The organism is Acidovorax sp. LjRoot204 (genome assembly GCF_056175785.1).
In genome coordinates this window covers 86,926-99,866 of sequence record NZ_JBGFFF010000002.1, presented here as the reverse complement: position 1 = coordinate 99,866, position 12,941 = coordinate 86,926, and the positions used below count along the sequence as shown (strand labels likewise).

Annotated in this window: 9 protein-coding genes; 4 read left to right on the top strand and 5 right to left on the bottom strand. The window is 67.0% G+C overall.

Going from position 1 to position 12,941, the window contains the following annotated elements:
* Window positions 1-60: 60 nt before the first annotated feature.
* From AC04MI_RS00955 to AC04MI_RS00940, 4 genes are all read right to left on the bottom strand, one after another.
* Window positions 61-1,518, bottom strand: a complete 1,458-nt coding sequence (locus AC04MI_RS00955; protein ID WP_476496925.1) for a DHA2 family efflux MFS transporter permease subunit — start codon at window positions 1,516-1,518, stop codon at window positions 61-63.
* 59 nt (window positions 1,519-1,577) lie between these two features.
* The gene (locus AC04MI_RS00950) at window positions 1,578-1,799 is read right to left on the bottom strand and encodes a 4-oxalocrotonate tautomerase (protein WP_255356291.1); all 222 of its coding nucleotides are present in this window, start codon (window positions 1,797-1,799) and stop codon (window positions 1,578-1,580) included.
* A gap of 13 nt (window positions 1,800-1,812) precedes the next feature.
* Entirely contained in the window at window positions 1,813-2,064 is a 252-nt protein-coding gene (locus tag AC04MI_RS00945; protein WP_476496924.1) for a cysteine-rich CWC family protein, read from the bottom strand.
* 201 nt (window positions 2,065-2,265) lie between these two features.
* On the bottom strand, window positions 2,266-4,476 hold the full coding sequence (locus AC04MI_RS00940) for a malate synthase G (RefSeq protein WP_476496923.1): 2,211 nt from the start codon (window positions 4,474-4,476) through the stop codon (window positions 2,266-2,268).
* A 230-nt stretch (window positions 4,477-4,706) separates the two neighbouring features.
* Between AC04MI_RS00940 and AC04MI_RS00935 the strand changes: the two genes are divergently transcribed.
* The 3 genes from AC04MI_RS00935 (at window position 4,707) to AC04MI_RS00925 (ending at window position 8,397) form a co-directional block, all read left to right on the top strand.
* Window positions 4,707-6,632 carry an acyl CoA:acetate/3-ketoacid CoA transferase gene (locus tag AC04MI_RS00935; protein ID WP_436076862.1) on the top strand — a complete coding sequence of 642 codons (1,926 nt, stop codon included), beginning with the start codon at window positions 4,707-4,709 and terminating at the stop codon, window positions 6,630-6,632.
* A 151-nt stretch (window positions 6,633-6,783) separates the two neighbouring features.
* The gene (locus tag AC04MI_RS00930) at window positions 6,784-7,719 is read left to right on the top strand and encodes a LysR family transcriptional regulator (protein WP_015016104.1); all 936 of its coding nucleotides are present in this window, start codon (window positions 6,784-6,786) and stop codon (window positions 7,717-7,719) included.
* 30 nt (window positions 7,720-7,749) lie between these two features.
* Window positions 7,750-8,397, top strand: a complete 648-nt coding sequence (locus AC04MI_RS00925; protein WP_056747781.1) for a LuxR C-terminal-related transcriptional regulator — start codon at window positions 7,750-7,752, stop codon at window positions 8,395-8,397.
* A gap of 147 nt (window positions 8,398-8,544) precedes the next feature.
* On the opposite strand, the gene AC04MI_RS00920 is transcribed toward AC04MI_RS00925, so the two are convergent.
* Window positions 8,545-11,211, bottom strand: a complete 2,667-nt coding sequence (locus tag AC04MI_RS00920) for a hybrid sensor histidine kinase/response regulator (protein ID WP_476496922.1) — start codon at window positions 11,209-11,211, stop codon at window positions 8,545-8,547.
* 242 nt (window positions 11,212-11,453) lie between these two features.
* Here AC04MI_RS00920 and AC04MI_RS00915 point away from each other — a divergent pair, with 242 nt between their 5' ends.
* Window positions 11,454-12,824, top strand: coding sequence for a dicarboxylate/amino acid:cation symporter (locus tag AC04MI_RS00915; RefSeq protein ID WP_436076864.1), 1,371 nt, complete (start codon window positions 11,454-11,456; stop codon window positions 12,822-12,824).
* Window positions 12,825-12,941 lie beyond the last annotated feature (117 nt).

The window sequence follows — 12,941 nt, the reverse complement described above, 5'->3', positions numbered from 1 at the left end:
AGCCTTGGGTGCTCAATGCGCGCATCCGCCTTCAAGCATCAGGACAAGGTGTGCCTGCTGTCAATCTGCCCGCGCCTCACGCAGCTGCCAAGCGGCCACCAGCGCCAGCCCACACAGAAAAGTCAGCATCAAAAAGGTTTCACCGAATGCTGCGATGCGCGCCGGGTTGCTTGCTCCGGCCGTCAACGAGGCACCATGTGCGCCGAGTCGCCATTCGAGCACGATGSCGCACAGGCTSACSCCGGCSGCGCCGCCCAGCATGCGCAAGAAGCCAATGGCGCTGGAGCCCTGAGAAATGAGCGACTTGTCCAGCGGGCGCATGGAGCCCAGATTCAGCGAGGGCAGAATGAAGCCGAGTCCAATGCGTCCCAGGATCGCAAAAGCGACGAGCATCCACAGCGACGAGCCAAGGCCCACAAACACCATCAGCCCGAACGACAGGGCCAGCAAACCGAGCCCGGTGCTGACCAACAAATGGGTGGGCTGCCGGTCCGCCAATCGGCCCACCATGGCGATGGTGGCGGCCAGAACGAACCCTGCCGGCAGCATGAGGGTGCCCACGTGCGATGCCGACAGCTCCAGCCCCAGTTGCATGAACACCGGCAACAGGTAGGTAGAGCCGAACAAGGCGGTGCCGTAGATGAATGCCACCACACTGCCCATGGCGAACTGCCGGTATTGGAAGAGGCGCAGGTCCATGAGCGGCTTGCGTCCGGTGCGCAGCAGCTTGCGCTGCCAGGCAATGAAACAGGCGACGGCCACCACCGCACCCACCAGCAAGCCTACCGCCTCGACGTGAGAGCCGCCATGCAGCGACACCAGGCCGTTCAGCAGGCATAGCGTTCCCACCGTGCCCAGCAGAAGACCTCGCCAGTCCAGCGCCTGGCCTTGCCGATTGGCCTCAACCCCTCCAGGGGCGGTGACCGGTACAAACTTGTACGCCAGCCAGATGGAGGCCAGGCACAGCGGCACCACCATGAAAAATATGGAGCGCCAGCCAAACCAATCCACCAGCAAACCGCCCATGCTCGGGCCGATGGCCGGCGCCAGCACAACGCCCATGCCGAAGATGCCGCTGGCGCGCCCCTGCTCATGGGGCTGGAAGGCGTACAAAATGATGACGGCCGGGATGGGTTGCACCACACCCGCTGCCAGCCCCTCGGCCACCCGTGCTGCCAGCACCAGACCAAAGTCGCGCGCCAGGCCGCCCCCCACGCCGCCAATGAGCAGCAGCAACATCGCGCCCACATAAGTCGCGCGGTAACCGTACCGCGACAACAGCCAGGGGGTGGTGAGCATGGACACGGTGGTGGCCACCATGAACCCGGAGGTGACCCACTGGGCGCGTTCCTGGCCCAGTGCAAAGTAGTGGCTCATGTCCGGTATCGCCACGTTGACGATGGTGGAGGACATGATGGAGGCCATGGTGCCGACCATCACGGACAGCAACAACAGCCACCGGTAGCGCTCGCCATAACGCTCGCGCAATACGGCCAGAGACCCCGAAGCGGTGCTCATGAAGCGATCCAGCAGAGAGGCGATGCCACTGGGTCAGTGACGGAGGTAGGCTGTACCACTCAGGATGTGCGCTCCAGCCAGAGCTTGCCGCCCGTGGCCCAGTTTTCGCGCTTCACGTCCGTAATCAGGATGTCCACCGACTCGGGCGAGCCGCCCAGGATCTCGACGGATACGCGGGTGATCTCTTCCACCAGCTTCTTCTTCTGCTCGACCGTGCGGCCTTCCATCATTTCGATGTGGTACGTGGGCATGTCTTGTTCCTTCGCGCGCTGTGAAGACAGCGAAAAGCCCAAATCATATCGGCGAAGGCGGGTGGCCTGCGGCGGAGGGTTGCTGTGCGTCTGGCGCCGGCGCGCCGCAAGCCGCGCAGATACAGACCTTGCCGCGTGCCTCCTGTGCCAAAGCGGCCAAGGCCGCAGGGTCGATGGTCTGCGTCACGCACCAGCAGCTTTCTGCTGGGAGACCCGCCGCGATAGCGCACTGATTGGGCTGCCCACACAGCGGGCAGACAGAGGGGATGAGAGGGGTGGACAGTGCTGCAGGCATGGGGAGAAACGCGTGGGCGCGGGTGCCAGTGTACGGCGCGGCGCTGCCCGCGCGCGGCCGCTGCGTCCCATCCACGCCAATGAGGCAAGCTACGGTGCCGCCCAAACAAAAATAGCCGCCAGCGCATATATTGATTGCGCTAGCAGCTATCAAAATTGGAGCAGCCGACGCCGCGAACATGGCCCCGACTGCTATCGGGAATTAGGCTGCTTGCGCGGCCTTCAGCTTCAGGCGCCAGGCGTGCAGCAGCGGTTCTGTGTAGCCGCTCGGCTGCTCCATGCCCTTGAAGACCAGGTCGCAGGCCGCCTTGTAGGCCATGCTGGTGTCGAAGTGGCCGGCCATGGGCTGGTACAGCGGGTCGCCAGCGTTCTGGCCGTCCACCACGGCCGCCATGCGCTCGAACGTGGCGCGCACCYGCGCCTCGGTCACCACGCCATGGTGCAGCCAGTTGGCAAGATGCTGGCTGCTGATGCGCAGCGTGGCGCGGTCTTCCATCAGGCCCACGTTGTGGATGTCGGGCACCTTGGAGCAGCCCACGCCCTGGTCCACCCAGCGCACCACGTAGCCCAGGATGCCCTGTGCGTTGTTGTCCAGCTCCTGCTGCTTTTCGGCGTCGCTCCAGTTGGGGGCGGCGGCCACGGGCACGGTGAGCAGGCCGGTCAGCAGGTTGTCGCGCTCGGCGTTGGCGTCGGTTTTCTCCAGCTCGATCTGGATGTCGCTCACTTTCACCTGGTGGTAGTGCAGCGCGTGCAGCGTGGCRSCSGTGGGSSWGGGCACCCAGGCGGTGTTGGCRCCGGCCTTGGGGTGSGCGATCTTCTGCTYGAGCATSKCGGCCATCAGGTCGGGCATGGCCCACATGCCCTTGCCGATCTGCGCCTTGCCGCGCAGGCCRCASGAGAGGCCSACYAGCACGTTGTTCTTCTCGTACGACTGGATCCASGCGCTGGWCTTCATGTCGCCCTTGCGSAYCATSGGGCCGSCGTGCATGGCGGTGTGCATCTCGTCGCCSGTGCGGTCGAGRAARCCGGTGTTGATGAACGCCACGCGGGTCGATGCAGCGGCAATACAGGCCTTGAGGTTGACGGACGTGCGGCGCTCTTCGTCCATGATGCCCAGCTTGACGGTGCTGTCGGGCAGGCCCAGCAGCTTCTCTACGCGGCCGAAGAGTTCAGCGGCAAAGCCGACTTCGGCSGGGCCGTGCATCTTGGGCTTGACGATGTAGAYGCTGCCCTTGCGGGAGTTGCGGATGCCGTTTTGTCCATGGCCCTGCAGGTCGTGCAGTGCAATCGCCGTGGTCACCACCGCATCCATGATGCCTTCGGGGATTTCGCGCACGGCACCTTGTGCGTCCTTCCACAGGATGGCCGGGTTGGTCATCAGGTGGCCCACRTTGCGCAGGAACATCAGCGAGCGGCCATGCAGGCGTACTTCGCCGCCTTGGGGGGCCGTGTAGATGCGATCAGGGTTCAGCCCGCGCGTGAAGGTCTTGCCGCCCTTGGCGACCTGCTCGGTCAGCGTGGCCTGGATGATGCCCAGCCAGTTGCTGTAGCCCAGCACCTTGTCTTCGGCGTCCACGGCGGCCACGGAGTCTTCCAGGTCCAGGATGGTGGACAGGGCCGCTTCCAGCACCAGGTCGCTCACGCCTGCGGAATCGGACTGGCCGATGGGCGTGCTGCGGTCGATCTGGATTTCGAGGTGCAGGCCGTTGTGCTGCAGCAGCACCGACGACGGCGCGGCGGCATTGCCCTGGTAGCCCTTGAACTGCGATGCGTCCTTCAGGCCCGTGGTGTTGCCGTTGGCCAGTGACACGACCAGCTGGCCGCCTTCCACCTTGTAGCCCGTCGAATCCTTGTGCGAGCCTGCAGCCAAAGGCGCCGTGTCATCCAGCACTTGGCGCGCAAACGCGATCACCTTGGCACCGCGCACGGGGTTGTAGCCCTTGCCCTTTTCGGCGCCGTCAGTCTCGGGGATCGCATCCGTGCCATACAGCGCGTCATACAGGCTGCCCCAGCGCGCGTTGGCGGCGTTGAGTGCATAACGTGCGTTCAGGATGGGCACCACCAGCTGCGGGCCGGCCTGCGTGGCCAGCTCGTCGTCCACGTTGGTGGTCGTGGCCTTCACGTCGGCAGGCTGGGGCACCAGGTAGCCGATCTTTTCGAGAAAGCCGCGGTAGGCCACCATGTTCTGGATGGGGCCGGGGTTGGCCTTGTGCCAGGTGTCCAGCTCGGTCTGGAGGCGGTCGCGCTCGGCCAGCAGGGCGATGTTGCGCGGAGCCAGGTCGGACACGATGGCGTCAAAACCTTTCCAGAAGGCGGCGGCGTCCACCCCCGTGCCGGGCAGCACCTTGTCTTCGACAAAGCGGTACAGGGAAGTGGCCACTTGCAGGCCGTGGACTTGGGTGCGTTCGGTCATGGGGTGCCTCAAGAAGAGTGGTGAAAACGGAGATCAATGAAAAACGGTGCCCGCAACAGCAGGCCATGGACAGACTGTATTGCAAATGTTTGCCCACATAAATACGCTGAAAATCTCTAAACCAGTGACTTTTACGCAAAACTGGTGACAGTCCGTAGTCACCCTGAATGGTGCTTTCGCCCGTTACCCACTACGCTGCGCGCACAACAAACCCACCGGGAGACAAACCCATGCAGGCACCCCTGGACGCCAGCGCGCTCAACGCGGCCCACAAGAACAAGATCGTGAGCGCCGCCGATGCCGTGCAGCTCATCCACGATGGCGACACCGTGGCCACGGGCGGCTTTGTGGGCATCGGCTTTGCCGAGAGCATTGCGGTGGCGCTGGCCCAGCGCTGGGAAACGACCCAAACCCCGCGCGACCTCACGCTGGTCTACGCCGCAGGCCAGGGCGACGGCAAGCAGCGGGGCCTCAACCACCTGGGCCACGCCGGCCTGCTCAAGCGCGTGATCGGCGGGCACTGGAGCCTGGTGCCGCGCATCCAGAAGCTGGCGGTGGACAACCAGATCGAGGCCTGGAACCTGCCCCAGGGCGTGATCACGCATTTGTTCCGCGACATCGCTGCGGGCAAGCCCGGCACGCTCACGCGCGTGGGCCTGGACACCTTTGTGGACCCGCGCCACGGCGGCGGCAAGCTCAACGCGCGCACCACCGAAGACCTGGTGCGCATCCTGCCCATCGACGGGCAGGACTACCTGTTCTACAAGGCCTTTCCGATCCACGTGGGCATCATCCGCGCGACCACTGCCGACGCCGACGGCAACCTCACCATGGAGCGCGAGGCGCTCACGCTCGAAGCGCTGGCCATCGCCATGGCCGCGCGCAACTCGGGCGGCGTGGTCATCGCCCAGGTCGAGCGCATTGCCGAGCGCGGCACGCTCAACCCCCGGCAGGTGAAGGTGCCCGGCGTGCTGGTGGACGCCGTGGTGCTGGCCACCGAGCCCGCGCACCACCACCAGACCTTTGCCGAGCCCTACAGCGCCGCGTTTGCGGGCGAGCTGCGCGTGCCCATGGAYACGCTGGAGGCCATGCCGCTCACCGAGCGCAAGATCATCGCCCGCCGTGCGGCGCTGGAGCTGCGCCCGCACCAGGTGGTGAATCTGGGGATCGGCATGCCCGAGGGCGTGGCCAACGTGGCGGCTGAAGAGCGCATCATCGACCTCGTCACGCTCACGGCCGAGCCCGGCGTGATCGGCGGCATCCCCGCCGGCGGGCTGAACTTTGGCGCGGCCGTGAACCCGCAGGCCATCATCGACCAGCCCAACCAGTTCGACTTCTACGACGGCGGGGGCCTGGACATCGCGATCCTGGGCCTGGCGCAGGCCGACCAGCACGGCAACCTCAACGTGAGCAAGTTTGGGCCGCGCCTGGCGGGTGCGGGCGGCTTCATCAACATCAGCCAGAACGCAAAGACCGTGGTGTTTGTTGGCACCTTCACGGCGGGTGCGCTGCAGGTGGAGGCCGTGGACGGCCACCTGCACATCCTGCACGAAGGCGGCGCGCGCAAGCTGGTGCGCGAAGTCGAGCACCGCACCTTCAGCGGCGCCGAGGCGCTGCGGCGCGGCCAGCGCGTGTTGTATGTGACCGAGCGCTGCGTGTTCCGCCTGGTGCCCTCGGGCGAGGCGGATGGCAGCGGCGCGCTGGAACTCATCGAGTTGGCGCCCGGCATCGACCTGCACCGCGACGTGCTGGCCCACATGGCATTCACGCCGCGCATCAGCCCCGGCCTGCAGACCATGGACCTGCGCCTGTTCGAGCCCGGCCCGCTGGGCCTGCGCGAGCAGCTGCTCAACCGCCCGCTGGTGCAGCGCTTTGAGCTGGACGCCGCGCGCCAGCTGCTGCACATCGACTTCTCGGGCCTGCAGATCAACACCGCCAGCACCATTGACGCCATCGAGCAGGAGGTGCGCCGCCTGCTCGCCCCGCTCGCCGCACAGGGCGAGCGCGTGGGCGTGATCGTGAACTACGACCACTTCACTATCGCCCCCGACCTGGCCGACGCCTACACCGCCATGGTGCAGGGCCTCACGCGCGACCTCTACACCGAGGTCAAGCGCTATGGCACCGTGGGGTTCCTCAAGTCGCGCCTGGTGTGAAGTGCGGGTGATGCTGGTTCACTATCATTTATGTAGCTGCTCAAGCATATTCCACTAGCACATGCGGCCTGTTTGGCTTTAAAACCGATCACAGGCCGTGCCCAAGTCCGTCACCAGGCCCTTCTCCGCTTTATCCCCATAATCAGCGCCCATGGACAAACTCAAGGCCTTCGAATCGTTTGTGTCGGTGGCAACACGCGGCAGCCTCACCGCTGCGGCCAAGGCCGAGGGCGTGGCCCCAGCCATCATGGGGCGGCGGCTCGATGCGCTGGAAGAACACCTGGGCGTGAAGCTGCTGGTGCGCACCACGCGCCGCATCAGCCTCACGCACGAGGGCAGTGCGTTTCTGGAAGACTGCCAGCGCCTGTTGTCCGACGTGGCCAACGCCGAGGCCAGCGTGTCCGAAGGGGGCGTCAAGGCCACGGGCCATTTGCGCATCACCGCACCGGCCGGCTTTGGCCGCCGCCATGTGGCGCCGCTGGTGCCACGTTTTCGCACCGCCCACCCGGACGTGACCATCTCGCTCAACCTCAGCGACCGCGTGGTGGACCTGGCGGGCGAGGGCTATGACTGCGCCGTGCGCGTGGGCGACCTGCCCGACTCGTCGCTGGTGAGCGTGCGCATTGCCGACAACCGCCGCCTGTGCGTGGCCACACCCGCCTACCTGCAGCGCCACGGCACGCCGCGCCACCCCAGCGAGCTGGTGCAGCACGACTGCCTCACGCTGTCGAGCGAGGCATCGCAAACACGGGGCTGGGCGTTCCGCATGCCGGTCGAGGGCGGTGGCACCGAGGTCATCCACCTCAAGCCCGGCGGCCCGCTCGATTGCTCGGACGGGCAGGTGCTGCACGACTGGTGCCTGGCGGGCTACGGCATTGCCTGGCGCAGCACCTGGGAGGTGGAGGCCGAGATCGCCGCCGGGCGCCTGGTGGAGGTGCTGCACGATTTTGCGGCGCCGCCCAACGGCATCTATGTGGTGTTTCCGCAGCGCAAGCACATGCCGCTGCGGGTGCGGCTGTGGATCGAACACCTCAAGCACCAGTACGCACAGCCCGCGTTCTGGAAAGGCCCGCAGGCCGGCGGCTGATAGCCCCCGTGGCAGACTGCACAACACTCCATGTCCACCGCGCCCACGCTCCTCGTCGCTGACGACCACCCGCTGTTCCGTGCGGCTGTGCTGCACGTGCTGCGCGAGCGGCTGCCGCAGTTCCGCACGCTGGAGGCGGCCAGCGCCGCCACGCTGGGTCAGGCGCTGCAGGACCATCCCGAGGTCGAGCTGGTGCTGCTGGACCTGAGCATGCCCGGCACGCGCGGCTTCTCTGCCCTGCTGCATGTGCGCGGCGAATACCCCGAGCTGCCCGTGGTCATCATCTCGTCCAACGACCACCCCCGCGTCATCCGCCGCGCCCAGCAGTTTGGTGCTGCGGGCTTCATCCCCAAGTCCGCGCCCGCCGACGCCATGGGCGACGCCATCCAGGCCGTGCTGGACGGCGGCAGCTGGTTCCCGCCCATGGCGGCCGAGCGCTCCGAGGCCGACGCCGAACTGGCCGCGCGCCTGGCGCAGCTCACGCCCCAGCAGTTCCGCGTGCTGCTCTGCCTGGCCGATGGTTTGCTCAACAAGCAGATCGCGGCCACGCTGGGTCTGGCCGAGAACACCGTCAAGGTGCATGTCACCGCCATCCTGAAAAAGCTGGAGTGCTACAGCCGCACGCAGGCGGCTGTGCTGGTCAAAAGCCTGGAGACGGAAGACGGCGTGTCTTCCTGAGGTGGAGATCTGCATCGAAACGGCCGTTGTCGCTTATTCAACGAGCCCTGGATGCTACTAAAAGCGTAGCGAAGAGCGCAGCCTCTCCACCCGGGCGCAGCACCCTGCGCGAGGCGCCGTGCAAAGGCCGCCCCGCCGCGCAGCGGCTCAGGGAGATGCTCCCTGTCTCAGCAGCGTCTGGCTCACCAGCGCCCGCAGCGCGGGCGCCCGCACCGGCTTGGCCAGAAAGCCCCAGCCGCGTTCGGCGGCCTGGCGGCGCAGGGTGGCATCGCGCTCGGCGGTGACCAGGATCACGGCAGGCGTCTGGCCCCAGCGCTGGCACAGCTGCGCGAATACTTCAGGGCCGTGGAGGCCGGCGCCCAGGTGCACGTCCAGCAGCACCAGCTGCGGTGCTTGGCCGGGCTGGGCGGCGGCCAGGGCCTCGGGCGCGCCAGCGGCCAGCGGCACCGTGCAGCCCCAGCGCTGCAGCAGGGCCTGCGTGGCGGCGCAGGTAGGGCCGTCGTCATCAATGATCCAGGCGCTGCTGCCTTGCAGGGGGGCGTCGTCGGCGGGTTGCTGCGTGGTGGCGGGGGGCGCAGCCTGCTGCGCGGCGGCGGGGTTGCCCAGCGGCACACACACCCAGAACACGCTGCCGCGCCCYARCTGYGAGCGCAGGCCRATSYSGTGCCCCAGCAGGCGRCCSAKGCGTTCGACGATGGCCAGGCCSAGSCCKGCGCCMCGGTCGTCGGCGCGGCCTTCGTCCAGGCGGCGGAATTCTTCAAAGATCTCGCGCTGCAATGCCTCGGGGATGCCGGGGCCCTGGTCGTGCACCTCGATGCGCAGGTGGTGGTCGCCCACCCTGCGGCAGCCCACCACGATGCGCCCGCGCCGGCTGTAGCGGATGGCGTTGGAGACAAAGTTCTGCAGGATGCGGCGCAGCAGGTTGTCGTCGGTGCGGACCACGGCGCGCGTGGGCACGCAGCGCAGTTGCAGGCCCTGGCTTTCGGCCAGCACACCAAAGTTGTGGCCCAGCACCTGCAGCAGCGGGCCCAGCGCTACGTCGTGGATGTGTACGTCGAACTGGCCCGATTCCATGCGCGAGATGTCGAGCAGGCTGTTGAGGATTGCGTCCTGCGCGGCCAAGGCGCCGTCGATGCTGTCCACGGCGTGCCGTTCGGCGTCACCCGGCAGATGGCTGCGCAGCAGCGAGGTGAACATGCGTGCGGCGTTCAGGGGCTGCAGCAGGTCGTGCACGGCGGCGGCCACAAAGCGGGTTTTGGAGCGGTTGGCCTGCTCGGCCTCGCGCCGCGCGGCGTCCAGGTCGCGGGTGCGGTCGGCCACGCGCTGCTCCAGTGCGTCGGCCAGCGATCGCAGCTCGCGTGCGGCGTTCTTGTAGCTGGTGATGTCGGCGTAGCTGGTCACAAAACCGCCCTCGGGCAACGGGTTGCCCCGGATCTCCAGCACCGTGCCGTCGTCCTTGGCGCTTTCGTGCAGGTGGGGGGTGCCGCTGCGCAGGTGGGCCAGGCGGCGTTCGATGGCTTCTTCCACCGGGCCCGGGCCCAGCAGGCCCCGGCGCGCGTTGTGGCGCATCAGGTCTTCAATGGGGCGGCCCACCTGCATCAGGTCGGCGGGGTAGCGGAACAACTGCACATAGCGCGAGTTCCACGCCACCAGCTTCAGGTCGGCGTCGATGATGACCACCCCCTGGGGCAGGTGTTCCAGACTGCGGGAAAGGCCCATGTCAGCCTGCTGCGCGGCCTGCACGATGCCGTCCTGCGCGGTGCGCAACTCCTGCGCGTGCTGTTGCAGCACGGTCTCCAGCTCCTGGCGGCTGCGCTGGCGCAGGCGGGCCAGGCGCTGGCGCTGGCGCACAAACAGCACCAGCAGCGACAGGGCCAGCCAGCCGCCGCCCCCGGCTGCGGCCGCCCAGCGGCTGTCGGCAATGCTGCTGTGGGTGGTGTGCACCAGGTGCAGTTGCCAGGGCGTGCCGGGCAGGGGCTGGGTCAGCCACAGCATGCGGCCGGGCGGGGCGGGCATGTCGGCGGACGGTTGCACGCGCACCAGCCGCCCGCCGTTGTCCAGGCGGTCGTCCACGCGGACGTCGAGCGGGCGCAGCGGCTGGTCGGAGTACTGCCGGGTGGCGTTCAGCTCACGGCGCTCTTCGTCGTCCAGCGGCTCCAGCAGGCGGTAGCGCCAGGCGTCCTGGCTGGCGAGAAAGACCACGCCATGCGCGTCCGACGCGAGCACGATGTCGGGTGTCTGCAGCCATTCGCGCTCCAGCTCCTGCAGCGCAATCTTGATGGCCACCAGCCCCAGGATGTGGCCGCTGTCGTCACGGATGGCCTGCGACAGGAAGTAGCCCGGCTCGCCCGTGGTCACGCCAATGCCGTAGAAGCTGCCGCGCCCCTGGGCCAGCGCCTGCTGCACATAGGGGCGAAAGCTGTAGTCCACGCCCACGTTGCTGGTGGCTGTGCGCCAGTTGCTGGCGGCCACGGCCAGGCCGTCGCGGTCGAGCAGGGTGAGGGTGGAGGACTGGCTGGCGCCGTTGGCCTGCTCCAGCTTGCGGTTGAGCTGCGCTACCTCGTCGGTGCTCAGGGTGCGGCGCAGGGCGTCCTGCAACTGCGCGTCCAGGGCCAGCACCTCGGGCAGGGTGCGGTAGCGGTCGATGCGCTGGGCCAGCGTCTGCCCGTACAGGGCCAGCTGGCGCTGCACGCTCTCGCTTTCGTCCAGCAAGGACCGGTGCCAGGCCCACTGGCCGGCCGCGAACATGCTGGCCACCGTGCCTGCTAGCAGGATGAGCAGCGTCCAGAACTGGCGAAGGCGGGGCGTGGGCATGGGAATCCAGCGGGGTGGTTGTGCGGCACCAAGGCCAATTGGGTGCGGGTGGGAGTGTGCTGCACCAGGCTGGGGACTAAGTAGTTACCCTGATTTGGTGCACGCGTTCTCCTATGAAGCCGCTCTCGACTAATACCAATAGGTTATCGGCTGAAACAAAGTGCAGCGGTACAAACGGCACCCTTGACGCGCGCCGGAGGCACCCCGGTGGTGCAGACCCGTGACCCCAGGAGACCCGTTCCATGCACAACCATTCCGCTCCCGCAGCCTCGACCTTGAAGCTGCCTTTTTATCGGCAACTGTACTTCCAGGTGGTGTTCGCCATCGTCCTGGGCGTTCTGCTGGGCCATTTCGAGCCGTCCTACGGCGAGGCGCTCAAGCCGCTGGGTGACGCGTTCATCAAGCTGGTCAAGATGATCATCGCTCCGGTGATCTTCCTGACCATCGTGACCGGCATCGCTGGCATGTCGCAGCTCTCCACCGTGGGCCGCGTGTTCGGCAAGGCCATGGCGTACTTCCTGTTCTTCTCCACGCTGGCCCTGGTGGTGGGCCTGGTGGTGGCCAACGTGGTGCAGCCCGGCGCGGGCATGAACATCAATGTGGCCGACCTGGACCAGACGGCTGTGAAGGGCTACGTGGCCAAGTCGCATGAGATGACGCTCACGGGCTTTGCGATGGACATCATCCCCAAGACGCTGGTGAGCCCGTTTGTGGGCGACAACATCCTGCAGGTGCTGCTGGTGGCCGTGCTGTTTGGCATTGGCCTGGCGATGGTGGGTGAGGCAGGCCGTCCGGTGCTGAACTTTCTGGACGCGCTGACGACGCCTGTGTTCAAGGTGGTGGGCATCGTGATGAAGGCCGCGCCCCTGGGTGCGTTTGGTGCCATGGCGTTCACCATTGGCAAGTTTGGTCTGGGCTCGCTGGTCAACCTGGCGTGGCTGGTGGGCTCGTTCTACATCACCTCGCTGCTGTTTGTGGTGGTGATCCTGGGCTTTGTGGCACGCCTGTGTGGCTTCTCGGTGTTCAAGCTGATCCGCTACCTCAAGGCTGAGCTGATGCTGGTGCTGGGCACGTCTTCGTCTGAATCCGCCCTGCCGTCGCTGATGGAAAAGATGGAAAAAGCCGGTTGCAGCAAGTCGGTGGTGGGTCTCGTGGTGCCCACGGGCTACTCGTTCAACCTGGACGGCACCAACATCTACATGACGCTGGCCGCGCTGTTCATCGCCCAGGCTACCAACACCGAGCTGACGCTGGGCCACCAGGTGGCGCTGTTGCTGGTGGCGATGCTGTCTTCCAAGGGCGCAGCGGGTGTGACGGGCGCGGGCTTCATCACCCTGGCCGCCACCCTGGCCGTGGTGCCCGAAGTGCCCGTGGCCGGCATGGCGCTGATTCTGGGCGTGGACCGCTTCATGAGCGAATGCCGATCGCTGACCAACTTCATCGGCAACGCCGTGGCCACGGTGGTCGTCTCCCGCTGGGAAAACGCGCTGGACCAAGATCGCCTGGACGCGGCGATGAATGGCCATCCGCTGCCGCTCGCAGTGTCTGCGGCCTCGGCCCCCGTGGTGTCGGCGGATGTGCCTGTGGCGACGGTGGCGCGCACCGTGGCTTGATGGCGGGTACTTGCTGAATCAGCGCTGCCAGCGGCGCGGGCTTTCGGGCCCGCGCCGCTTCTTTTTGGAGCGGTCAGGCCCGCGCCATCGCGCACAATGGTGGCCCTGCCGGATGGC